Source organism: Photobacterium jeanii (assembly GCF_001650345.1).
GTDB lineage: Bacteria > Pseudomonadota > Gammaproteobacteria > Enterobacterales > Vibrionaceae > Photobacterium > Photobacterium jeanii.
The window spans coordinates 238,193-261,265 of sequence record NZ_LVHF01000025.1 but is presented as its reverse complement, the minus strand read 5'-3'; the positions used below and the strand labels follow the sequence as shown (position 1 = coordinate 261,265).

Below are 23,073 nucleotides of genomic sequence, written 5' to 3'. Positions count from 1 at the left end.
TATTACTGCGCTAGATCGTCAAGTTTCATCTGAACAACTGGTGATGCACCCAATTGCTGCGCTTGAACGTAAGCTTCACGCGCACCTGTTGAGTCACCTTGTTGTAGCAGAATGTCACCGCGTAGCTCAGCCACTTTGGCTTTCCAGCTTTCCGCAGTCACTTTATCTAGCTCAGCTGTCGCTTCCGCGAATTTTTGCTGCTCTGCGAAGATGCGTGCCAAACGTGTTTGAGCCAAAGGCAGGATCGCTTCATCTTTGGTGTTAGCGATGGCCCAGCTTAACTGCTCTGCCGCCGCATCAAGATCGCCTTGTTGTACTTGTGCTTTCGCTAGTTGTAGCGAAGCCAGCACCGCATATTGGCTACTTTCGTGACCAGCAATGAACGCTTTAACATCAGCAACGGCTGATTCATTACCACTTTCCAATGCTGTAATCGCTTGGGTGTATGCGTTAGATGCTTGCTCTTTACCCGCTTGAATTTCGCCTTGGTAAAAACGCCAGCCGTAAAGACCACCCAGACCAATCACAGCACCTAGAACAACGGCTTTACCGTTTTCTTTCCACCACGATTTAATCGCTTCAACCTGTTGTTCTTCGGTCTCGTAGACGTCCACTTCCTGTCCTCTCTTAAATCAGTTCTGCAAGCTTGGCAGCCACTTCACTCTGTGCCAGTGTTTGTTGCTCACCACCGCGTAGATCCTTCACTACGACAGTGTTGTTGGTCATTTCATCTTCGCCAAGCACAAGTGCTACCGCCGCGCCAACGTTGTCAGCACGCTTAAATTGTTTCTTGAAGTTACCGCCGCCAAAGTGCGTCATTACACGCAAGTCAGCCACGTCTTCACGTAGTTTTTCTGCAAGCATCATACCTGCTAAGCGAGTACCTTCACCCATAGTTACAACGTAAGCATCAACTGAACGACGAACGTCAGTTAGCTCTAGTGTTTCCATCAGCAGTACTAGACGCTCGATACCCATTGCGAAACCAACGGCTGGCGTTGCTTTGCCACCCAATTGCTCAACAAGACCATCGTAACGACCACCCGCACACACAGTACCCTGTGCACCTAGGCTTTCGGTTACCCACTCAAATACGGTACGGTTATAATAATCCAAACCGCGTACAAGTCGCTCATTTACTTGGTATTCGATACCAGCAGCGTCTAATAGTTCACATAAACCAGCAAAATGTTCTTTTGATTCTTGGTCTAGGTACTCAGACAGCTTAGGCGCATCCACTAGGATCTCTTGAACCGCTGGGTTCTTAGTATCCAATACACGTAGTGGGTTAGAGTGCATACGACGCTTACAATCGTCATCTAACACCTCAACGTGTTGTTCAAGGAATGCCACTAGCGCAGTGCGGTATTCAGCGCGCGCTTCAACCGAACCAATAGAGTTCAGCTCAAGACGTACGTGCTCGAAAATACCTAACTCACGCCAGAAACGCGCCATCATGAAAATTAACTCAGCATCAATATCCGGACCGTTTAGACCAAATACTTCCACACCAAATTGGTGGAATTGACGGTAACGACCTTTTTGTGGACGCTCGTGGCGGAACATTGGACCTGTGTACCACAGACGTTGTTCTTGGTTGTAAAGCAGACCATTTTGGATACCCGCACGTACACAACCCGCAGTACCTTCTGGACGCAGTGTTAGGCTATCGCCATTACGGTCATCAAAAGTGTACATTTCTTTTTCAACAACGTCGGTCACTTCACCGATAGCACGCTTAAACAGATGCGTCGGTTCTACGATCGGCATGCGGATTTCGTTGTAACCGTATGCACTTACTACGCGTTTAATCGTGTCTTCCACTTTGTGCCAAAGCGGAGATTGTGTTGGTAGGCAGTCGTTCATGCCTCGAATTGCTTGAATTTGTTTCGCCACGTTTGTTCTCGTTAACCGATGGGGAATTGAATCGAATATATAGGTTATGAAGGAAATAGGGAACCGCCTGCTGGCATACAGCAGGCGTTTTTGCTTATTTCTCTACTTCTTGAACGTTAATGCGGTTATTAACGTCCAAAATTGCCGCTTTAGCGCGGATCTTGGTTTCTAGCTGATCGATAATATTGTCATTATCGAAACGCTCTTTTTGGCGTACACCGTCATCATAAAATGCGCTCTTACGGTTACTACCCGCGATACCAAGGTGTGAAACTTCCGCTTCACCTGGGCCGTTAACCACACAGCCAATTACTGAGACATCCATAGGAACTGTGATGTCTTCTAAACGTTGCTCTAGCTCATTCACCGTACCAATCACATCGAATTCTTGGCGTGAACAAGTAGGACAAGCGATAAAGTTAATACCGCGAGAGCGAATACGTAGAGACTTTAGGATATCAAAGCCTACTTTCACTTCTTCAACTGGGTTCGCAGCCAAAGAAATACGCAACGTATCACCGATACCTTCCGCCAGTAGCATACCTAGACCAACAGCCGATTTCACAGAACCCGCACGCGCCCCACCAGCTTCGGTAATACCTAAGTGCAGCGGTTGTTTAATTTGTTGGGCAAGCTTGCGGTAAGAGTCGACGGCAAGGAATACATCCGATGCCTTCACACTCACTTTAAATTGGTCGAAGTTAAGGCGATCAAGAATATCTACGTGACGCATTGCTGATTCAACTAAAGCGTCAGGCGTTGGTTCACCGTATTTTTGCTGAATATCTTTTTCCAGCGAGCCGCCGTTGATACCGATACGGATTGGAATATTCTTGTCACGAGCGCAATCAACCACGGCACGAATACGGTCTTCATTACCGATGTTACCTGGGTTAATACGCAAACAGTCTACCCCGTACTCCGCCACTTTCAGGGCAATACGGTAATCGAAGTGAATATCCGCCACTAGCGGTACATTCACTTGCTGCTTGATCACTTTGAATGCTTCTGCTGCATCCATTGTTGGTACTGATACACGGACGATATCAGCACCGACATTTTCAAGTTCTTTAATTTGGGCAACTGTCGCTTCGACATCTGTGGTGCGGGTGTTCGTCATTGACTGAACAGCGATTGGTGCGCCGTCGCCAATTGGCACATCACCTACGTAGATACGCGTAGACTGACGACGTTTAATCGGAGATTCGTTATGCATTGCTCTTACTCTATTACTGCGGCAGTTTCAATCGTGCAACTTTTCCGGCTGGGTAACTGCTCAGGTCCACCAGCTCGCCTTTGTAGTGCATTTTAACAACACCAGGCGCTCCTAGCACGATCTTATATGGCGCAGTGCCATTCAAATTCAGGTTATCGCCGGCTTTTTTGATCCCGGTGTCTAAACGTTTACCGCTTGCATCACGAATATCAATCCAACAGTCACCGCTAAATGCCAAGGCTAAATCAGCAGTGATCACAGCTGAATCAGGGGTTGTCTCTTCGTCTAACGTCACTTCTTCCAGCACCACTTCGTCTTCGCTTTCCGTGGTTGCTGGCGTGTCAGGGGTAAAGGTTGCAGCTAAATCAGGTAATGGCGTCGCATCCGTCACCGGCTCTACCGCTGGCGTTTCAGGTTGCGCGATCACCGCACTGTTGTTGGCCGCTGCAACATCGGCAGAAGCAGGCGTTAAATCGGCTGGCGCTAATGCATTTGCATTGGCGAGTGATTCATCTAAAGCTTGGGCTTCCGAGGTGACTGATACGATCTCGGCTTCTTGACTAATTTGCTGGCTTTGCCACCACCACCATGCAGTTAAACCTACAAATACCGCGCCAAGCACCCAAGTTAAGGTCATGATGCGGTTATCGTGTTTTTCTCGCTTGGTACGGCGCGAAAAGCTCTGCATTTCTTGCTCTTGAGGTTGAGCATGGCCGAGTTGATCAAGCTGCCCTAGTAAGGCATTTTCATCAGCGCCAACAAATTTGGCGTAAGATCGGATATAGCCACGAGTAAACGTGGCAGAAGGACCGGCTGTATCAAATTGATTGTTTTCGATATCATCAATCACCGACTGGCGTAGACGCAGACGGCTCGCGATATCTTTTTGTGAGTAACCTTGTTGCTCACGAGCCTGACGCAGTACATCCCCCGGACGCATCACTTCTTCATTATTTTGCGTTTCGTTCTGTTCAGTCTTCATTGGCTAGATAATTCTGATTTTGCTGAGAGTCAGGAAACTGCTCTTGTAGCAAATCGGCATATTTTTCAGCTTGAGTCAGCCTTCCCGACTGGGTCTCTAACTGAATGAGTAACGATAAGCTATCGGCTTTGTACCCGTATCTCTTGTTAAACCTAAATAACAACACCCGCGCGTCTTTGTAGTTCTTGGCTTCGATATGTAGCTGCGCGAGTTGTAGTAATGATCTTGGTCGTTGTGGGTCGTGTGCTAACGCTCGTTCAAAGTAAAACTTCGCGTCTTCGTTTTCACCTTGCTTTAAGCGACACAAACCCGCATTTTCATAACTTGCTGACGTTAAATAATAATAAGGTTGTTTGATGGCATGTTCAAATGCAGCAATGGCCTCATCGTAACGTCCCTCTCCACACAAGAATACACCATAGTTATTGCGAACATCGCCATTTTTTGGTGAATCTTTAAGAGCTTGCTTGTACATGGCCTCGGCTTTTTCGCCTTCATCGACTTTTTGGTAATAGAAGGCCATCGCATTTTGGGCTCGATAGTAACGAGGCGTCAGTGCCAATGCCTTTTCAAGGTTTTGGCGAGCACGTTGCCATTGACCAGATTCTAAATACCCAAGCCCTAGCGCAATACGCGCTTCAGCAGCTTCGGTACTATCAAAGGCTTGTTTACTGTCGGTTGTTTTAGGGTCAACGGTGACGCAACCAGTCAACCACCCCAAGAATGCGAGCACTAATGCGAATCGAGCCATAATATCATCCTACTTACGTCCTTGTTGATCGCAATATAAGAGACCAGCAGGGGGCTGGTTCTTAACTTATGGCTTCATTCCACAATTGAATAAAAGCCATAAGTATCAAGCGATAACTGCTATCAGCAGATGGTATCTAACTTGGCTCGATTAGCACACGAGATTACAGTCTTAGACTGCTTTTACTGGAATTTGTTCACCTTTTTGCTCTTTGGCTTGGGTACGTTTTGTGCGGTCGATCACATCGCCTACTAACTGACCACATGCCGCATCGATATCATCACCACGGGTCTTACGAACCGTTACGGTGAAATCATATTCCATCAACGTCTTCATGAAGCGATCGATACGTGAGTTACTTGGCTTTTTGTACGGTGAACCCGGGTATGGGTTGAATGGGATCAGGTTAACTTTCGCTGGCGTATTACGTAGCGTGTGTGCCAGTTGGCGTGCATGATCCATATCATCGTTAACATGATCCAATAGCACGTACTCAACAGTTACGCGACCACGGTTGGCATTTGAAGATTCAATGTAGCGGTTTACAGAATCTAGGAAGGTTTCGATGTTGTAGCGATCGTTGATCGGCATGATTTCTGAACGCAGATCATCGGTTGGCGCGTGTAAAGAGATCGCCAACGCTACGTCAATTTTGCCTGTCATCTGATCCAGGCCTGAAACAACACCAGAAGTCGATACCGTTACACGACGCTTAGATAGACCAAAGCCCAAATCATCCAACATGATTTCCAGTGCTGGGATCAGGTTTTTCATGTTCAGTAGCGGCTCACCCATACCCATCATTACGACGTTGGTAATTGGACGACGACCAGTCTCTTTCTCAACGCCGATCTCTTTCGCTGCACGCCATACCTGACCGATAATTTCAGAAACACGTAGGTTACGGTTGAAACCTTGTTGCGCAGTTGAACAGAACTTGCATTCCAGAGCACAGCCTACTTGAGAAGACACACACAGAGTTGCACGATCTTCATCTGGGATATATACGGTTTCAACGTCTTGATCACCCACGCGCATCGCCCACTTGATGGTGCCATCGCTTGAATGTTGCGCTTCAGAGACAACAGGCGCGCGAACTTCAGCCACGGCTTTTAGTTTTTCACGCAGCTTCTTGTTGATGTTCGTCATATCATCGAAATCATCACAACCGAAATGGTACATCCACTTCATTACCTGATCAGCACGGAACGCTTTTTCACCTAGCTCTTCAGCAAAGTATTTACGTAAACCCTTGCGATCAAAATCCAGTAGATTGGTTTTAACAGTTGTCATCGGTTGTAACCTCAATTTAATACATGACGAATTCTGCGCCTTAAGCACACAGTATAGATACGGTATGCGACAGGACATTGTTTAAGGCGCGAAATTGTACAGACTTTGTTAGAGGGTTTCCACTCAATAGGCTGAAGGCATAAAAAACGGGAGGCATAATCGCCTCCCGTGGTAGGTGTTTGCTTACCGCTATCCGGTTAGTCGCGAGCGCATAACTCGTCTTCTGCAAAGAAGTAAGCAATTTCGCGTGCTGCAGACTCAGGACTGTCGGCACCGTGAATCGAGTTATGACGTAGGCTCAATGCATAGTCGGCACGAATTGTACCGCATGCAGCATCTTCAGGGTTAGTTTTACCCATTAGCTCACGGTAACGCTCTACCGCTTGCTCACCTTCCAGCACTTGTACCATCACAGGACCAGAAGTCATGAATGCCACTAGCTCACCAAAGAAGGGTTTTTCTTGGTGCTCAGCGTAAAAGCCTTGCGCTTGCTCTTCTGTTAGGTGCAGCATTTTTGCAGCAACAATTTTAAACCCAGCTTTTTCAATGCGGTTATAAATCGCACCGATCAAATTACGCTTAACTGCATCAGGTTTAACAATTGAAAATGTTCTTTGGATTGTCATTATTATTCTTCCTTCCTTTTGACTCTTTACTATCGTCTTTAATTAGCGTTTACAGCAACAAAGCTGCAATGTTCGCCACCCCTAAACCCGTTGCGCCAGCGGCCCAGCGCGCATTCGGACTGTCGTTAAAACAGGCCGCTAAATCGAAGTGGATCCAGCTTGCGGTTTCTGTCTCAACAAAGCGAGATAAGAACCCTGCCGCATTGGATGCACCGCCCATACCGCCACCTTTTTGCACTCGGCTATTTGCCGTATCAGCGTAGTGGGATGGACACTGACCTTGATGCCATTTCTCTAATGGCAGTGGCCATGCTGGCTCATTCACTAACTCAGACAACTGCTGCGCTTTTTGCAACAGTGCTTTATCAAGACCAAAGATCGCGTTGTAGTCGCTACCCACCGCCATCATCGCGGCCCCAGTTAAGGTTGCGGCATCGATGATCAGTGGCGCTTTGGTTTCACTTGCGGCAATCAAGCCATCAGCCAAAACTAGACGACCTTCAGCATCAGTGTTAACCACTTCAACGCTCACCCCGTTTTTGTACGTTAACACATCGCCAAGCTTATAGGCATTGCCAGCAATTAAGTTTTCCGCACAACACAAGATCAACTTCACACGTTGACTTAAACCTTGTTCAATTGCGTAGCCCAGAGCCGCTGTTACTGTAGCAGCACCGCCCATATCGCACTTCATGGTTACCATACCAGCACTTGGCTTAATGCTGTAACCACCCGAATCGAAAGTGATACCTTTACCCACTAAACACGCCGCGACTGGCGCATTCGGATCAGCGGTCGGGTTAAAATCAATGGTTAACATCACAGGTGGACGACTACTCGCACGGCCAACACTGTGCGTACCAATCCAACCTTGTTCTAGTAGCGCATCACCTACCACCAGTTCGTGGCTAATGTTGTCGCCATCAATTTGGTTTAAAAACGCAATCGCATCGTGCGCCAGTTTTTCTGGGTACATATCTTCAGGGGTTGCATTCACTACCTTGCGTACCCAGTCTGCGCTGCGACGACGAGCATTGAGCAGTTCTAATTCATCTTCGTCGATGGATGCCCATTTAATTTCAACCGCTTTATTGGTTGCCGCAAAGCCACAGTAAAATGCCCACTGACGCTCATAACTCCACCCTTCTCCTTCGAGTGAAACTTGGGTCGCGCCTTGAGCTTGGATCGTGCGTGCGGCTTGTTGAATGCGACGTAATGGGTAGTCGCCAGCGTAGTGAAGAGTCGCGCCGTCGTTTTGAAACGCAACTAAAGAATTATCGCCCCACGCTCCTGTGTAGGCTTCTGAAGATAATGTAATCCGTAACATATTGTGCTATCTCTACTTTCTATTGTTTTATGCAGCGAGGTAACCCAAAGCTACCTCGCTTACATCAAGGTCGTATGACCTTAACTTATAAACTTCACTCACTCAAACCGTGAGCGAAGCTTGGCAGACAAACTACTCGGCTGCTTCTTCAGCTAGAATGTTCGCCAGTGTACGTACACCCATACCGGTCGCACCAGCGCTCCACTTATCGTTGGCGCTCTTACGGTAAGTACCACTACAGTCAATATGCATCCAACCGTTATGGTAGTCTTCCACGAAGTAAGATAGGAAAGCAGCGGCTGTACTTGCACCAGGTAGGAAGTCACCTTGTGAAACGTTAGACAGATCTGCAAAGTTCGATGGCATCATCGCACGGTGCATTTCTGCTAATGGTAGAGGCCATAGCCCTTCAAGTTCTTCACTTGCAGCCATTAATGCGCGCTGAGCAAGATCGTGGTCAAAACTAAATAGTGCGTGGTAATCATTACCTAATGCATTCTTCGCCGCACCAGTTAGGGTGGCACAGTCGATGATCATCTCAGGGTTCTGTGAACTTGCGTAAATCAGACCATCCGCCAGCACTAAACGACCTTCCGCATCCGTGTTTAGAATTTCAACGGTTTTACCGTTTTTATAAGTGATCACATCGCCCAGTTTGAAAGCACGACCCGATACCATGTTTTCCGCACAGCAAAGGATCAGCTTGATACGTTTCTTAGTACCACGCGCAATCGCCAGTGCCAGACCGCCTGTTGCCATTGCTGCGCCGCCCATGTCAGCTTTCATCGCTGACATACCCGCAGATGGTTTTAGGCTGTAGCCGCCCGAGTCAAATGTAATCCCTTTACCCACCAAGCAAGTGTGGACAGGGGCATTGGTATCGCCAGTTGGGTTGTAGTCTAGACGTAGCATCGCAGGTGAGCGTTCAGAGCCGCGACCTACCGTGTGTGTCCCCATCCAACCTTCGTCGATCAGATCGTTACCTTTAACGATTTTGTAGCTCACGTGATCCGGCGCTAGTGATTTAATGAATTCACCCGCACGTGCTGCCAATTGTGATGGACGTACAATCTCTGCCGATTGGTTGATCACTTCACGTACCCAGTTTGTCGCTTGTAGGCGCGCTTCGAGTTCAGCTTGCTCTGGTGCTGATAGCTCAGGCCAAACAACTTCATTACCAGGTTTAGAATTACGGTGGCCTTGAATAAAGGCCCAAATGCTCTCCAGTTCCCATCCTTCACCAGACAGTTCAACCTGCTTGATACCTTGTGCATCTAACTTACGACCAGCACGTTGAATCGCCATTAGCGGGTTGTCGTCGGTAAGGTGAACAACCGTGCCTTCTGCATCATAAGAAATAAGAGCGTTACCGCCCCACTTCGCGTCAGCGGGCTCTTGAGATAGGAAGACAAGCATATTTGCAGACATGAATTACTCCTTGGGTTCGATTCCAATTCGATGATTTGCGCACTCAAGGCGGCGCGGGATCGCCATACCATGTGTTATGGGGATAAGGCCGCGGGTTTGCAAGGTGAATAAAATGTAAATACGACAAAGCGGACCAAGTGCCCGCTTTATACCAACCTGTTTGGATTTTTGGTCGAGAGTAGAAGGCGAAAATTAGCCTGCTATCTACTGGTAATTACAGTGAATTTAACCAGCTAAGCGATCAAAGAAATATTCAAATTAGCATTTCATCGTGTTTGACGATACTTTGCCCTGTCTCATAGCTTTAAACAAGTTATTTACAACAAAGTAAGACCAAGATCGCCCTCGAAAGACTAAATAGCAGATGAATGCTTGGTTATTGAAATCATTGATAAAAGAGACATTAGTCTGCTTCTTCAATCCAGTGCATTTGCACCGCTTCTAAGATACGTTCGTTACAATGGGTGGGGTCATCGTCAAACTCGTCTAACGCCATGATCCAATCGCGCAGTTCGGTAAAACGTAGGGTATGGGGATCAACGTCTGGATGCTGCTCAATCAAGGCCAACGCCAGCTCCAGTGAGTCTATCCATTTTAAGCTCATAGCTATTCCTTGTATCTTTACTATCCCACATAAAAATATAGCTCTCCTATCAAGCTATTGCTGTGCAATAGTTAACAGGAAAGCTATCTTAATTCTCATTATTTCTGCCTGAGGCAGAACCTGAGATTAATGTTGTTCTGAAGCCAAGTTTAGCGTGTACTTCGGAATTTCAACCACTAGGTCTTCATCGGCAACTTTCGCCTGACAGCCTAAGCGTGACTCAGGCTCAAGACCCCATGCTTTATCAAGCATGTCGTCTTCTAGCTCATCACTCTCTTCCAATGAGTCGAAACCTTCACGAACAATCACGTGACAAGTAGTACAAGCACACGATTTTTCACAAGCGTGTTCAATCGCAATACCGTTCTTTAGTGCCACATCCAGTACCGTTTGGCCTTCTTCAGCTTCAAGTACTGCGCCTTCAGGGCAAAGATCTTCGTGGGGTAATACAACAATTTTAGGCATGCCTAAACCTCATCAATTGACTGACCAGCCAGTGCCTGACGAATAGACTGATCCATTCGACGAGAGGCAAACTCTTGGCTCGCTTTGTCTGTTTTCTTAATACCATCTTCAATTGCGCGTACATCTGTACCTTGACGCAATTGAACCAATTCCATCATTACAGCTTCCAGCTCGTCGCGCTCTTCCTTCGATAGCAAAGTATCACCATCTTGCGCTAATGCCGTGATTAGACCTTCAAGTACGCGATCGGCTTCCACTTGCTGCTCAGCCAATGCACGAGCGTCTTTATCGTCTTGTGCGTATGTCATTGAATCGCGAATCATAGTCGCGACTTCATCGTCACTCAAACCGTACGACGGTTTCACCTGAATAGACGATTGCACACCGCTGCTCTTTTCCATTGCCGTTACTGACAACAGACCATCGGCATCAACTTGGTAAGTCACACGAATGTGTGCTGCACCCGCCGCCATCGCTGGAATACCGCGCAACGTAAAGCGTGCCAGTGAACGACAATCCGATACCATCTCACGCTCACCTTGTACCGTGTGCACTGACATCGCGGTTTGACCATCTTTGAAGGTGGTAAACTCTTGTGCACGCGCCACAGGAATCGTGGTGTTACGTGGGATGATTTTCTCAACCATGCCACCCATGGTTTCGATACCAAGCGATAGAGGAATAACATCTAACAGCAACATGTCGCTGTCTGGTTTGTTACCTACCAAGATATCTGCTTGGATCGACGCACCAATCGCAACCACTTTATCTGGATCGATGGAGGTTAGCGGTGTTTTACCAAAGTAGTCACCCACCATTTCACGCACCAATGGTACACGGGTAGAGCCACCAACCATTACGGTCTCAAGCACGTCTTCGCTATCAACATCTGCATCACGCAGTGCGCGACGACATGCCATCAGCGTTTTCTTCACCAGTGGTTGAATTAGCGCATCAAACTGCGCACGCGTTACCTGGCCTTGCCAGCCTAGCACGTCGATCTCTGCCGTATCGTTATCAGATAGCGCCACTTTGATATCGGTAGCTGCCATTTGCAGCGCACGACGTTGTGAAGCCGTTAGCTCATCGCCAAGTTGGGCTTGGTCAACAATCCAGTCAGCGAGCACGTGGTCAAAGTCATCACCACCAAGGGCAGAATCACCACCCGTCGCTAATACTTCAAACACACCTTTTGACAGGCGTAGAATCGAAATATCAAACGTACCACCACCAAGATCATAAACGGCGATCACACCTTCTTGACCAGAATCTAAGCCATAAGCAATCGCTGCTGCCGTCGGCTCGTTCAATAGACGCAATACATTTAAGCCTGCTAGCTGCGCTGCATCTTTGGTGCCTGCACGCTGCGCATCATCAAAGTATGCAGGTACGGTAATCACCACACCTTCCAAGTCACCACCCAAGGTTTGGGTTGCACGCTCGGTCAGGGCTTTTAGGATTTCCGCCGAGACTTGGATCGGGTTCATGCTACCATGGCGTGTTACCAGTTGCGGTAGGCCGTTGTCGGTTGCCGTGAACTGATAAGGCAGATGAGGATAACGTTGTTGGATATCGGCCAACGAACGTCCCATCATACGTTTTACCGAAATGATGGTATTTTCAGGGTCTTGTTGTGCCAGTGCTTTCGCTGCCTGACCAACCACAATCCCTTGCTCACCGTAGTGCACAATTGATGGCAATAACGCCTGATTATGTTCATCCGCCAAGGTGTTTGGCTCACCGCTGCGAACAGCCGCAACCAATGAATTTGTAGTACCCAGATCAATACCCACCGCAAGACGATGTTGGTGCGGTGCAGCACTTTGACCCGGTTCAGCAATCTGTAACAGTGCCATGGTGATTCCTGTTCTTAATCTAGTAACGTCTCTTCCAGACGCTCAACTTCATCACGCAGCTTATCAATAAACTTGAGCTTACGCACGGCATCCGCCGCTTGGTTCCAGTTCTCGCCTTCTAATAACGATTTTAGCTCTGTTAGCTGAGCTTTTAGCAACTGCTTGGTTTTGCCTTCAAAATCAAACAGTGCGTCTTCGTCTTTGGCATCAGCAATCTCTTCCAACTCTTCACGCAGCTCCATTTGCTGCATCAAAAACATCGGATCTTGTAGGGTTTGCTGCTCGCCACGAATGTCTACACCATGTTCAGACAACATGTATTCAGCACGAGAAATTGGGTGCTTTAGCGTTTGGAATGCATCGTTAATTTGTGCGGCTTTTTGTACCGCCATTAAGCGATCACGCTCAGAAGCTGTTGCGAAGTTATCAGGGTGGAAACGACGTTGTAGTTCACGGAACTGGTTTGAAAGAAGGCTACCATCCAGTTCAAATTGGAAAGGTAGCCCAAATAATTCAAAATGATTCATATCGCATCTGGTATCAGTAAAATGCGCAGTAAAAAACGCGATAACTCACGCTTTTTACTACGCATAGAAAAGGCGATTATACGTTGAAGCTTTCGCCGCAACCACACTCGCTCGATACGTTAGGGTTGTTGAATTTGAAGCCTTCGTTCAAGCCTTCTTTCGCGAAATCTAACTCAGTGCCATCAAGGTAAACCAGACTTTTCGGATCGATAATGATCTTCACGCCTTGTTGTTCAAACACTTGATCGCCTTCGTCTAGCTCGTCAACAAACTCAAGCACATAGGCCATTCCTGAACATCCTGAAGTGCGGACACCGAGACGAAGACCTAAGCCTTTACCACGGTTTTCTAAGAAAGTAGCGACGCGACTTGCTGCCGCTTCAGTAATTGTTATGGCCATGTACAGCAACCCTCAACGGAATTAGTTTTCTTCGTGTTTCTTTTTGTAATCGCTTACTGCTGCTTTAATTGCATCTTCTGCAAGGATTGAGCAGTGAACTTTTACAGGTGGCAATTCAAGTTCTTCAGCGATTGCTGAGTTCTTGATTGATGCAGCTTCGTCTAGTGTCTTGCCTTTCACCCACTCGGTGATCAGTGAGCTAGACGCGATAGCTGAACCACAGCCGTATGTTTTGAATTTTGCATCTTCAATGATGCCTTCTTCAGTTACTTTGATTTGTAACTTCATTACGTCGCCACAAGCAGGTGCACCCACCATGCCGCTACCAACGCTCTTATCGTTTTTGTCAAATGAGCCCACGTTACGCGGGTTCTCATAATGATCGATGACTTTTTCACTGTATGCCATGATAATTTCCTCGAATGCTATATGACCGCAAAGATTAGTGGTGTGCCCACTCAACAGTATCTAAATCTACACCTTCTTTGAACATGTCCCATAGTGGAGACATTTCGCGAAGTTTTTCAACTGCGGTGCTGATTTGGTTAATTGCGTAATCAATTTCTTCTTCAGTAGTAAAACGACCGAAAGAAAAGCGAATTGAACTGTGTGCTAGCTCATCGTTTAGGCCAAGTGCACGTAGTACGTACGATGGCTCAAGGCTTGCAGAAGTACATGCAGAACCAGATGAAACCGCTAGGTCTTTCAGTGCCATAAGCAATGATTCACCTTCAACGAATGCAAAACTTACGTTTAGGTTGTTTGCAACACGTTGCTCTAAATCACCATTGATAGTGATTGCTTCGATGTCTTTGATGCCGTCAAGCAGACGCTGACGCATTGCCGCTGCGTGTGCTCGATCTTGTTCCATCTCTTCTTTTGCGATACGACACGCTTCGCCCATACCCACGATTTGGTGAGTTGCTAGCGTACCAGAACGCATACCACGTTCATGACCACCACCGTGCATTTGCGCTTCTAGGCGGATACGTGGTTTACGACGTACGTACAGGGCACCGATACCTTTCGGGCCGTACATTTTGTGCGCCGACATAGAAATTAGGTCAACTTTCATTTCCTGTACGTCGATTGGCAGTTTGCCAGCAGATTGTGCTGCATCAACGTGGAAGATGATTTTGTTTTCACGACATAGTTCGCCAATCGCTGTGATGTCTTGAATCACGCCGATTTCATTGTTCACGTGCATGATAGACACAAGGATGGTGTCTTCGCGGATAGCGTCACGCAGTTTAGCCATGTCGATTAAGCCATTTTCTTCTGGCTCAAGGTAAGTCACTTCGTAACCTTCGCGCTCAAGCTGACGGCATGGATCCAGTACCGCTTTGTGCTCAGTTTTTGAAGTGATGATGTGCTTGCCTTTCTTGTTGTAGAAGTGCGCCACACCTTTGATCGCAAGGTTGTCTGATTCAGTTGCGCCTGAAGTGATCACGATTTCACGAGGATCGGCATTTAGAAGATCAGCAATTTGCTCACGTGCTGTATCCACGGCTTCTTCTGCTTGCCAACCGAAACGGTGAGAGCGAGAAGCTGGGTTACCAAAGCAGCCATCCATCGTCATGAACTGCATCATTTTTTCGGCAACGCGCGGGTCTACTGGGCAAGTAGCGGAATAATCTAAATATATAGGCAATTTCATTTTCATCTCCGAAAACACGGACTGCTCTAGCTCTAGGAGCGGACATCGACACCAATGGTGGCGTTATCGTGTTGTTTTTTATTAACTAAGTTCGACTTAGCGACACTGTTTTGTAAATACTGATCTTGACGGTCAGAGATCGCTTGAACATCGTTGTCTTGCATCAACTCACCAAGGGTGATGTTGTTCAAGAAGCCACTGATGCGTGAACTTAAGTCATGCCACAAGGTATGGGTTAAGCAACGGGCACCGCCCTGACAACCACCTTTTCCGTGACACTTAGTTGCGTCTACTGACTCATCGACAGCTGCGATCACCATGCCAATTGCAATATTTTGTGCTTCTTCCCCTAGGCGGTAACCACCACCCGGACCACGCACACTTGCAACCAAACCGGCTTTACGCAACCGTGAAAAAAGTTGCTCTAAATATGACAGCGAGATGCCTTGGCGTTCTGAAATATCAGCCAAAGGCACAGGGCCGTCTTGAGAATGCAAAGCGACATCAAGCATCGCTGTAACTGCATATCTTCCTTTTGAAGTCAATCTCATAACACCGCTACCCACTCATGTATATGGCAACGAGTGTCGCATACCTGACTAAAACGGTCAAGTATATACCTGACTAATTTAGTCAGGCTTTTAACCCTTTACTTTATGCGTCTATTTCTTGGTGGATTCCAAAGACTTTTCTACCGAAGAAAGGATGCCACGCAGAATATTTAGCTCTTGTTGCTCAGGGCGAGCACGGCTAAATAGGCGACGCAATTTATTCATAACCATGCCTGGATGGTTCTTATTAATAAATCGGGTCTGGCGGGTCACTTTTTCAAGGTGCTCGTAAAACATTTCTAGCTCTTTCGCACGTGGGTATTCCACTTCTTGCGTTTCACCTTGGTATTTTTGTTCTTCAAGGTACGCCATACGTACTTCGTAACTAATGGTCTGAACCGCCATTGCTAGGTTAAGCGAGCTGTACTCTGGATTGGCAGGAATGTAGACATGACAATGACATTTTTGGAGTTCTTCGTTGGTCAAGCCGGTACGTTCACGGCCGAACAAGATCGCCACAGGGTGAGAGTGCGCTTCTGCAATAGTTTTGATCCCAGACTCACGCGGATCTAGTTGAGGCCATTCCAGCGTACGCGAACGAGCACTCGAACCAATCACCAAGCCACAATCAGCGATGGCTTCATCTAATGTATCAACAATTCTGGCATTCTCGACAATATCTGCCGCGCCTGCTGCCAATGCGATCGACTTTTCGTCAATTTCACAAGCAGGATCTACAAGCACAAGATTGGTTAGCCCCATCACTTTCATTGCTCGTGCTGCCGAGCCGATGTTACCTGGGTGAGATGTACCAATTAATACAACACTGATTTGATCTAACATGGCGAACTAGTGTTTCCAACGATTCCTATAAAGCCGAAGGATTTTAGCACAGCCATATTGAAAGTGGGGAAAACATATAGCCTCAATCCACATTATTCGGATCTCTGATGCTCTTATGACTATTTTCTGCGCGAGTGAGAACTATTTACAGCATAAGAATGAATATCCATTCCACCTATTGCTATAAGGAATGACTTGCACAAGGATAAATTCAGACGGGCAAAAAATAACCACTTCCATTTTCTCACGGCTCTGTTATACTCGCCGCCGCTTTTTAGTTCTTTAACATCCGTTGGGAAGATCCTATGCATCCGATGCTAAACATCGCCATTCGTGCTGCACGAAAGGCGGGTGACCATGTCATTAAATCACTAGAAAAATCGCAAGCAATTGAAGTTGCTAGCAAAGGTAATGATGTTGTTACCAACATCGATCATGAAGCTGAAGCTATCATCATCGACACTATTCTTAAGTCTTACCCTGAGCACTGCATCATTGGTGCAGAAAGTGGTAACAAAGAAGGCCGCGACAAAGAATGTCAATGGATCATTGACCCAGTGGATGGCACTAAAAACTTCGCACGTGGTTTCCCACACTACGCTATTTCTATCGCCCTACGCATGCGTGGCCGTACTGAAGTTGCTGCAGTTTACGATCCTGCTCGTAACGAGCTATTCACTGCAACACGCGGTGCTGGTGCTCAGCTAAACAGCCAACGTATCCGTGCTTCTCAGCCTCGCAACCTTGCTGGTACTATCCTAGCAACAGGTCTGCCTTTCGCTGCTAAGCAACACGCTGAAAGCTACATGAAAATCCAAAACGCTCTATTTGTAGAGTGTGACGATATGCGTCAAATGGGTTCAAGCGCTCTAGACCTATGTTACCTAGCTGCTGGCCGCGTTGACGGTGTATTCAAGCTTGGTCTAAAACCATGGGAAATTGCTGCTGGCGAACTAATCGCTCGCGAAGCTGGTGCTATCTGTACTGACTTTACTGGCAACACTAACTACATCGCATCTGGCAACATCGTTGCTGGTAACGCACGCGTAGTGAAGCCAATGCTAGCAAAAATCCGTGAACACGGTAGCGACGCGCTAGCTAAGTAATCTCACGATTACGACATGATTCGAAGCCCTGCTCTTTGAGCAGGGCTTTTTTTGTACCCAGCCTTTTTGTTTACACTCGCCCAGTTACTATTCCTCTTCTTGTTTATTAACAATACATTGCATGCGCTATGATCTAGCTCTTATAAAACGCTATACCTATTAGTTACAATAGCGTCATAATTCATGCGCTTATATCAATTAACTAAGGTGGAACTCAGCTAAGCCTTAATCTTGATAGTTAGCCGTAATAACTCACTTTCAGTGCTTTACCTTCGCACTTCTTTTAAAGCTAGGTTTTCATATGCATTCAAAAATTCGCACTCCACTGACTTTCTCGGCTCTCGCGCTGATCACTACTAGCCTGCTTGGCGGTTGTAGCAAAAGCTATGAACTCGTCAGCGAAATCCCATTTGCTGATCAACAATTTCGCGCCTGTGTTCTTGATGCCGACGAGCAGTACGTTGAAGATATTACCGAGCTAGATTGCGACAGCAAAGACATCAAGTCAGTAGCTGAACTGCAATACTTCGAAAACCTGCGTGAGCTATCGCTAAAAGATAACTTCCTAACCGAAATTGATATCAGCAATAACCCATCGTTGCGTGAACTAAATTTGGATGACAACGAAATCCAGAGCCTAGACATCAGCGAGAACGAACAGCTTCGCACCCTGATCGTTAGTAACAACGAGCTAGAAAGCTTAGATATCAGCAATAACGCCAAACTGGAGAAAGTGTTCGCTCACCAAAACCAGTTAGAAAGCATGACGCTAGGCAAAAAGCACAACAAACTTGAGAAACTGGCACTGCAATCAAACGAGCTAACAACGCTAGATGTGAGTAAAGCACCGAATCTCACCTTACTTAACGTGATGAATAATGAGCTGACTGCGCTGAACTTAACTCACAATACCCAACTGACCACCCTGCAAGAGCAAGGTAATAAGATGAATGGCGGTAAACAACGTCCTGCAGCGGAATGGCGTAAAAAATAGTTGCGATAACAAGCTGCTATATTCGGATATAAAAAAACGGTGCCACTGGGCACCGTTTTTATTAGCAAATCGCATTTTAGCAAGCATCTATCGCCGATTAAGGCATAGATTCAAACTCTTCGCCTTCTTTCTCTACCTGAGGTGGCATTAAGTGTTCACGCACGATGCCCAGTTTCAGAGCCAGTGCAGATGCCACATAGATAGATGAGTAGGTACCTACCACGATACCAATCAGCAATGCAGTCGCAAAGCCGTGGATCATAGTACCGCCTTTCAAGAACAGCGCGATAACCACGAACAAAGTTGTACCCGAAGTGATCAAAGTACGGCTTAGTGTTTGAGTGATCGAGTTGTTCATCACGTCCGCAGAATCACCTTTACGCATCTTACGGAAGTTTTCACGGATACGGTCGAATACTACGATGGTATCGTTCAACGAGTAACCCACAACCGTTAACAAAGCTGCCACGATGGTTAGGTCAACTTCGATTTGTAGGAACGAGAAGATACCAATAGTGATGATGATATCGTGCGCCAGTGCCATTACCGCACCTGCCGCCAGACGCCATTCAAAACGAATCGATACGTACAGCAAAATACACAGTAGTGAAGCGATGATCGCCAGACCACCCGCTTCCGCTAGCTCATCACCCACGTTAGGACCAACGAACTCAATACGGCGCATTTCAACGTTTTGCTCTGTACCGACTTTTAGCGCATCAATGATTTGCAGACCGAGTTGCTCACCTTTTAGGGTTTCGCGAGGCTGCAAACGCACCAATACGTCACGCGCGGTACCAAAGTTCTGCACGATAGCATCACCGAAGCCGGCAGCTTCCAGTGACTCACGGATCACGCTCAGATCAGCAGGTTGTTCAAAACCTACTTCAATCAGCGTACCGCCAGTAAAGTCCAGACCCCAGTTCAGCTTATTGGTCGCTACGGTCGCGATAGCTGCCACAATCATGATGATTGAAGCGACAAACGCAAACTTGGACCAACGCATAAAGTCGATCACTTTATTCGCTTTCATTAATTGATACATGTCAGCGTCTCCTTAGATCGACAGTTTATCTACGCGCTTACCGCCGTAGATAAAGTTAACCACGGCACGAGTACCTACAATGGCTGTAAACATTGAGGTCAAGATACCAATCGATAGCGTTACTGCGAAACCTTTGATTGCGCCTGTACCCACTGCAAACAAGATGATTGCCGTGATTAGCGTTGTTAAGTTCGCATCGGCAATGGTGCTAAATGCGTTCGCATAACCTTGTTGGATTGCGTGCTGCGGACTACGACCTTCACGTAATTCCTCACGGATACGTTCGAAGATCAGTACGTTCGCATCGACCGCCATACCAACAGTTAGTACGATACCTGCAATACCCGGTAGGGTCATGGTTGCACCTGGGATCATCGACATCACACCGATAATCATCACCAAGTTCATCATCAACGCAAGGTTGGCGATGAAACCGAACTTACGGTAGTAAAGTAGCGTAAACAGCATTACCGCTAACATACCCCATAGGCACGCTTGAATACCCATGTCGATGTTTTGCTGACCCATAGATGGACCAATGGTACGTTCTTCTACGATTGAAATTGGTGCAATCAGAGCACCAGCACGTAGAAGTAGCGCTAGGTTGTGTGCTTCAGCAGCAGAGTCGATACCGGTAATACGGAAGTTACGGCCAAGCGCAGTTTGAATCGTTGCTTGGTTGATCACTTCTTCGTGTTTTTCCAGAATCACTTTGCCGTTTTCATCACGCTCACCGCTGTCTTTGTACTCGGTGAACATGGTTGCCATTAGCTTGCCCACGTTGTTACGTGAGAAGGCTGTCATCTTGCTACCACCTTCGCTATCTAGCGAGATGTTAACTTGTGGGCGACCGTATTCATCAGCACTTGAGCTTGCATCTGTGATATGAGAACCAGTTAGGATCACACGTTTTTTCAGTACCGCAGGGCGGCCATCACGTGTCATCTTCAACTCGCTACCCGCAGGTACACGACCTGCTAATGCCGCTGATGGGTCTGCTTTGCTATCAACTTCGCGGAATTCTAGGGTTGCTGTTGCACCCAAGATTTCTTTCGCACGAGCTGTGTCTTGAACACCTGGTAGCTCAACAACGATACGGTTAGCACCTTGACGCTGTACCAATGGCTCAGCAACACCCAACTCATTCACACGATTACGAAGAATAGTGATGTTTTGATCCACCGCGTAATTACGGATTTCTTTTAAGCGTTCTTCTGAGAAAGTAGCACTTAAAACAAAACGGCCATTGCTATCGTTTTCTGCAAATACCATATCAGGGTGAAGTTTTGCTAGCTCACGTTTGGCGCTGGCTAGTTGTTCTGCATCACGAAGACGCACTTCAACCGCAGTGTCGGTTTTGCTGATCCCACGGTAGCGAATCTTCGCTTCACGTAGTTCAGTACGGAAAGTTTCTTCCTGCTGACCCAGCAATTTTTCCATTGCTGCATCCATATCCACTTCCATTAGGAAGTGAACACCACCACGCAGGTCAAGACCGAGCTTCATTGGTGATGCACCAATCGACTCAAGCCAACTTGGGGTTGCAGGCGCTAGGTTAAGGGCAACAACGTACTCTTCACCCAGTTGATCATTTAGCGTATCGCGAGCACTGATTTGTGTATCAGTGTCGTTGAAGCGGACCAGTACAGCACCGTTCTCGAAAGCGATAGATTTGTAGGAGATTTGACTATTTTTTAAGTCTTCGGTGACAACATCCAGAGCAGACATATCTACCGAGGCGCCACGCGCCCCGGAGATTTGAATCGCTGGATCTTCACCGTAAATGTTGGGAAGTGCGTAAAGCAGACCGATGATGAGTGTAAACACCACCATCAGGTTCTTCCACAATGGATAACGGTTTAGCACTGCTATGATCCTTCAGCGAAAAAATTATAGAGACTTCATTGTGCCTTTTGGCAGAACTGCAGTCACAAAGTCTTTCTTGATGGTCACTTCAGTGCTGTCGTTCAATGCGATAACGATGTAGTCGCTTTCTTCAGACACTTTAGTGATTTTACCTAGTAGGCCACCGTTAGTTAGTACTTCGTCACCTTTGCCCATTGAAGACATAAGATCTTTATGTTCTTTCGCACGCTTAGCCTGTGGACGATAGATCATGAAGTAGAAAATAACTGCGAACAGACCCAGCATGATGAAAAGTTGCATGCCACCGCCCTGTGGGGCACCTTCAGCTGCGGCATGTGCCTGAGAAATGAAAAGACTCATTTAATAACGTCCTCGTTAATTGTTAAGCATTTTTTAATGGTGGAACTTCACGGTCACGACGCGCGTAGAACTCTTCTACAAACGCATCAAAGCGATCTTCGTCAATCGCCTTACGAATACTTTCCATCAAACGTTGGTAGTAACGCAAGTTGTGAATAGTGTTCAAGCGTGCACCAAGGATTTCATTACATTTATCCAAGTGGTACAGGTACGCTTTAGAATAATTACGACAAGTGTAACAGTCACAATGCGGATCTAATGGCGTTGTGTCAGTTTTATGTTTCGCATTACGGATCTTGATCACACCGCCAGTCACAAATAGGTGACCATTTCGGGCATTTCGCGTTGGCATTACGCAGTCGAACATGTCGATACCACGACGCACACCTTCAACCAAGTCTTCTGGTTTACCCACGCCCATTAGGTAGCGTGGTTTATCTTCAGGTAGTTGTGGACATGTGTGCTCAAGAATACGGTGCATGTCTTCTTTTGGCTCACCAACAGCTAGACCACCGACAGCGTAACCGTCGAAACCGATCTTAGTCAGACCTTCAACCGATACATCACGCAGATCTTCGTACACACCGCCCTGAACGATACCAAATAGTGCGTTCGGGTTTTCTTGTTTGTCGAAGTGGTTACGGCTGCGCTGCGCCCAACGCAGTGACATTTCCATCGACTTCTTCGCTTCATCGTGAGTCGCTGGGTATGGCGTACATTCATCGAAAATCATTACGATGTCTGAACCAAGGTCGTATTGAATTTCCATCGACTTTTCTGCATCCATGAAAATTTTGTCGCCGTTTACTGGGTTGCGGAAATGTACACCTTCTTCGGTGATTTTACGCATTGCGCCAAGGCTAAATACTTGGAAACCGCCTGAATCAGTCAGGATAGGACCTTGCCATTGCATGAAGTCGTGCAGATCACCGTGCAACTTCATTACTTCTTGACCTGGGCGTAGCCATAGGTGGAAGGTATTACCCAGTAGGATTTGAGCACCAGTATCTTTCACTTCTTCTGGTGTCATACCTTTAACCGTACCGTAAGTACCCACAGGCATAAATGCAGGGGTTTCTACCGTACCGCGTTCAAACTTCAAGCGTCCGCGACGTGCGCGACCTTGGGATTTATCTAATTCAAATTTCACACAACCTCCAAAAGCCAGAGAAACAATCTGACAAAGTGATCCGCTCGCAAGCCCACCCTTCAGTGTGGTCACTCACGGAGAAAATACAATTAGGCAGAATGCCTGATGTATTTTAATGACTCGATTTCCC

Annotated in this window: 24 protein-coding genes; 2 read left to right on the top strand and 22 right to left on the bottom strand. The window is 47.0% G+C overall.

The features are described 5' to 3' along the window. Window positions 1–2: 2 nt before the first annotated feature. The 18 genes from A3K86_RS12005 to trmJ form a co-directional block, all read right to left on the bottom strand. Complete coding sequence (locus tag A3K86_RS12005; RefSeq protein WP_068331234.1) at window positions 3–614, bottom strand: YfgM family protein; 612 nt, start codon at window positions 612–614, stop codon at window positions 3–5. 13 nt (window positions 615–627) lie between these two features. Beyond that, a complete protein-coding gene (gene hisS, locus A3K86_RS12000) occupies window positions 628–1,896 on the bottom strand; it encodes a histidine--tRNA ligase (protein WP_068331232.1) in 1,269 nt (422 codons plus the stop codon). Window positions 1,897–1,990: 94 nt separating this feature from the next. Continuing rightward, complete coding sequence (gene ispG, locus A3K86_RS11995; RefSeq protein WP_068331230.1) at window positions 1,991–3,112, bottom strand: flavodoxin-dependent (E)-4-hydroxy-3-methylbut-2-enyl-diphosphate synthase; 1,122 nt, start codon at window positions 3,110–3,112, stop codon at window positions 1,991–1,993. 13 nt (window positions 3,113–3,125) lie between these two features. Beyond that, a complete protein-coding gene (gene rodZ / locus A3K86_RS11990; protein WP_068331228.1) occupies window positions 3,126–4,094 on the bottom strand; it encodes a cytoskeleton protein RodZ in 969 nt (322 codons plus the stop codon). Further along, window positions 4,084–4,845 carry a type IV pilus biogenesis/stability protein PilW gene (pilW, locus tag A3K86_RS11985; protein ID WP_068331226.1) on the bottom strand — a complete coding sequence of 254 codons (762 nt, stop codon included), beginning with the start codon at window positions 4,843–4,845 and terminating at the stop codon, window positions 4,084–4,086. The genes rodZ and pilW overlap by 11 nt, the downstream gene beginning before the upstream one ends. 171 nt (window positions 4,846–5,016) lie before the next feature. After that, a complete protein-coding gene (gene rlmN / locus A3K86_RS11980) occupies window positions 5,017–6,138 on the bottom strand; it encodes a dual-specificity RNA methyltransferase RlmN (protein WP_068331224.1) in 1,122 nt (373 codons plus the stop codon). 197 nt (window positions 6,139–6,335) lie between these two features. Beyond that, complete coding sequence (ndk, locus tag A3K86_RS11975) at window positions 6,336–6,764, bottom strand: nucleoside-diphosphate kinase (RefSeq protein ID WP_068331222.1); 429 nt, start codon at window positions 6,762–6,764, stop codon at window positions 6,336–6,338. A 49-nt stretch (window positions 6,765–6,813) separates the two neighbouring features. Continuing rightward, window positions 6,814–8,091, bottom strand: a complete 1,278-nt coding sequence (pepB, locus tag A3K86_RS11970; RefSeq protein ID WP_068331220.1) for an aminopeptidase PepB — start codon at window positions 8,089–8,091, stop codon at window positions 6,814–6,816. 132 nt (window positions 8,092–8,223) lie between these two features. Continuing rightward, window positions 8,224–9,519, bottom strand: coding sequence for an aminopeptidase PepB (gene pepB / locus A3K86_RS11965; protein ID WP_068331218.1), 1,296 nt, complete (start codon window positions 9,517–9,519; stop codon window positions 8,224–8,226). A 403-nt stretch (window positions 9,520–9,922) separates the two neighbouring features. Continuing rightward, a complete protein-coding gene (iscX, locus tag A3K86_RS11960) occupies window positions 9,923–10,123 on the bottom strand; it encodes a Fe-S cluster assembly protein IscX (RefSeq protein WP_068331216.1) in 201 nt (66 codons plus the stop codon). Window positions 10,124–10,249: 126 nt separating this feature from the next. Further along, window positions 10,250–10,588 (bottom strand): ISC system 2Fe-2S type ferredoxin, encoded by a 339-nt coding sequence (gene fdx / locus A3K86_RS11955; protein WP_068331215.1) that lies wholly within the window; start codon window positions 10,586–10,588, stop codon window positions 10,250–10,252. A gap of 2 nt (window positions 10,589–10,590) precedes the next feature. Further along, on the bottom strand, window positions 10,591–12,444 hold the full coding sequence (hscA, locus tag A3K86_RS11950) for a Fe-S protein assembly chaperone HscA (protein WP_068331214.1): 1,854 nt from the start codon (window positions 12,442–12,444) through the stop codon (window positions 10,591–10,593). A gap of 14 nt (window positions 12,445–12,458) precedes the next feature. Further along, window positions 12,459–12,971 (bottom strand): co-chaperone HscB, encoded by a 513-nt coding sequence (hscB, locus tag A3K86_RS11945; RefSeq protein WP_068331213.1) that lies wholly within the window; start codon window positions 12,969–12,971, stop codon window positions 12,459–12,461. Window positions 12,972–13,047: 76 nt separating this feature from the next. Continuing rightward, on the bottom strand, window positions 13,048–13,371 hold the full coding sequence (iscA, locus tag A3K86_RS11940) for an iron-sulfur cluster assembly protein IscA (RefSeq protein ID WP_068331212.1): 324 nt from the start codon (window positions 13,369–13,371) through the stop codon (window positions 13,048–13,050). 21 nt (window positions 13,372–13,392) lie between these two features. Then, window positions 13,393–13,779 carry a Fe-S cluster assembly scaffold IscU gene (gene iscU / locus A3K86_RS11935; RefSeq protein ID WP_068331211.1) on the bottom strand — a complete coding sequence of 129 codons (387 nt, stop codon included), beginning with the start codon at window positions 13,777–13,779 and terminating at the stop codon, window positions 13,393–13,395. Between the two features lie 34 nt (window positions 13,780–13,813). After that, the gene (locus tag A3K86_RS11930; protein ID WP_068331209.1) at window positions 13,814–15,028 is read right to left on the bottom strand and encodes an IscS subfamily cysteine desulfurase; all 1,215 of its coding nucleotides are present in this window, start codon (window positions 15,026–15,028) and stop codon (window positions 13,814–13,816) included. Window positions 15,029–15,060: 32 nt separating this feature from the next. After that, window positions 15,061–15,579, bottom strand: coding sequence for a Fe-S cluster assembly transcriptional regulator IscR (iscR, locus tag A3K86_RS11925; RefSeq protein ID WP_068331207.1), 519 nt, complete (start codon window positions 15,577–15,579; stop codon window positions 15,061–15,063). Window positions 15,580–15,690: 111 nt separating this feature from the next. Then, a complete protein-coding gene (gene trmJ / locus A3K86_RS11920; RefSeq protein ID WP_068331205.1) occupies window positions 15,691–16,422 on the bottom strand; it encodes a tRNA (cytosine(32)/uridine(32)-2'-O)-methyltransferase TrmJ in 732 nt (243 codons plus the stop codon). Between the two features lie 305 nt (window positions 16,423–16,727). On the opposite strand from trmJ, the gene suhB reads away from it, so the two are divergent. Both suhB and A3K86_RS11910 read left to right on the top strand, forming a co-directional pair. Further along, window positions 16,728–17,528, top strand: coding sequence for an inositol-1-monophosphatase (suhB, locus tag A3K86_RS11915; protein WP_068331203.1), 801 nt, complete (start codon window positions 16,728–16,730; stop codon window positions 17,526–17,528). A 301-nt stretch (window positions 17,529–17,829) separates the two neighbouring features. Beyond that, entirely contained in the window at window positions 17,830–18,522 is a 693-nt protein-coding gene (locus A3K86_RS11910) for a leucine-rich repeat domain-containing protein (RefSeq protein ID WP_068331201.1), read from the top strand. Window positions 18,523–18,619: 97 nt separating this feature from the next. Here the strand turns inward: A3K86_RS11910 and secF are convergent, their stop codons facing one another. Genes secF through tgt form a run of 4 tightly spaced genes read right to left on the bottom strand, consistent with a single transcriptional unit; the run spans window position 18,620 to window position 22,943 of the window. After that, window positions 18,620–19,567, bottom strand: a complete 948-nt coding sequence (gene secF / locus A3K86_RS11905) for a protein translocase subunit SecF (RefSeq protein WP_068331198.1) — start codon at window positions 19,565–19,567, stop codon at window positions 18,620–18,622. A 12-nt stretch (window positions 19,568–19,579) separates the two neighbouring features. Beyond that, window positions 19,580–21,433, bottom strand: a complete 1,854-nt coding sequence (secD, locus tag A3K86_RS11900) for a protein translocase subunit SecD (protein WP_068331196.1) — start codon at window positions 21,431–21,433, stop codon at window positions 19,580–19,582. Window positions 21,434–21,457: 24 nt separating this feature from the next. Next, entirely contained in the window at window positions 21,458–21,793 is a 336-nt protein-coding gene (yajC, locus tag A3K86_RS11895; RefSeq protein WP_068331195.1) for a preprotein translocase subunit YajC, read from the bottom strand. A 22-nt stretch (window positions 21,794–21,815) separates the two neighbouring features. Further along, the gene (gene tgt / locus A3K86_RS11890) at window positions 21,816–22,943 is read right to left on the bottom strand and encodes a tRNA guanosine(34) transglycosylase Tgt (protein ID WP_068331193.1); all 1,128 of its coding nucleotides are present in this window, start codon (window positions 22,941–22,943) and stop codon (window positions 21,816–21,818) included. Window positions 22,944–23,073 lie beyond the last annotated feature (130 nt).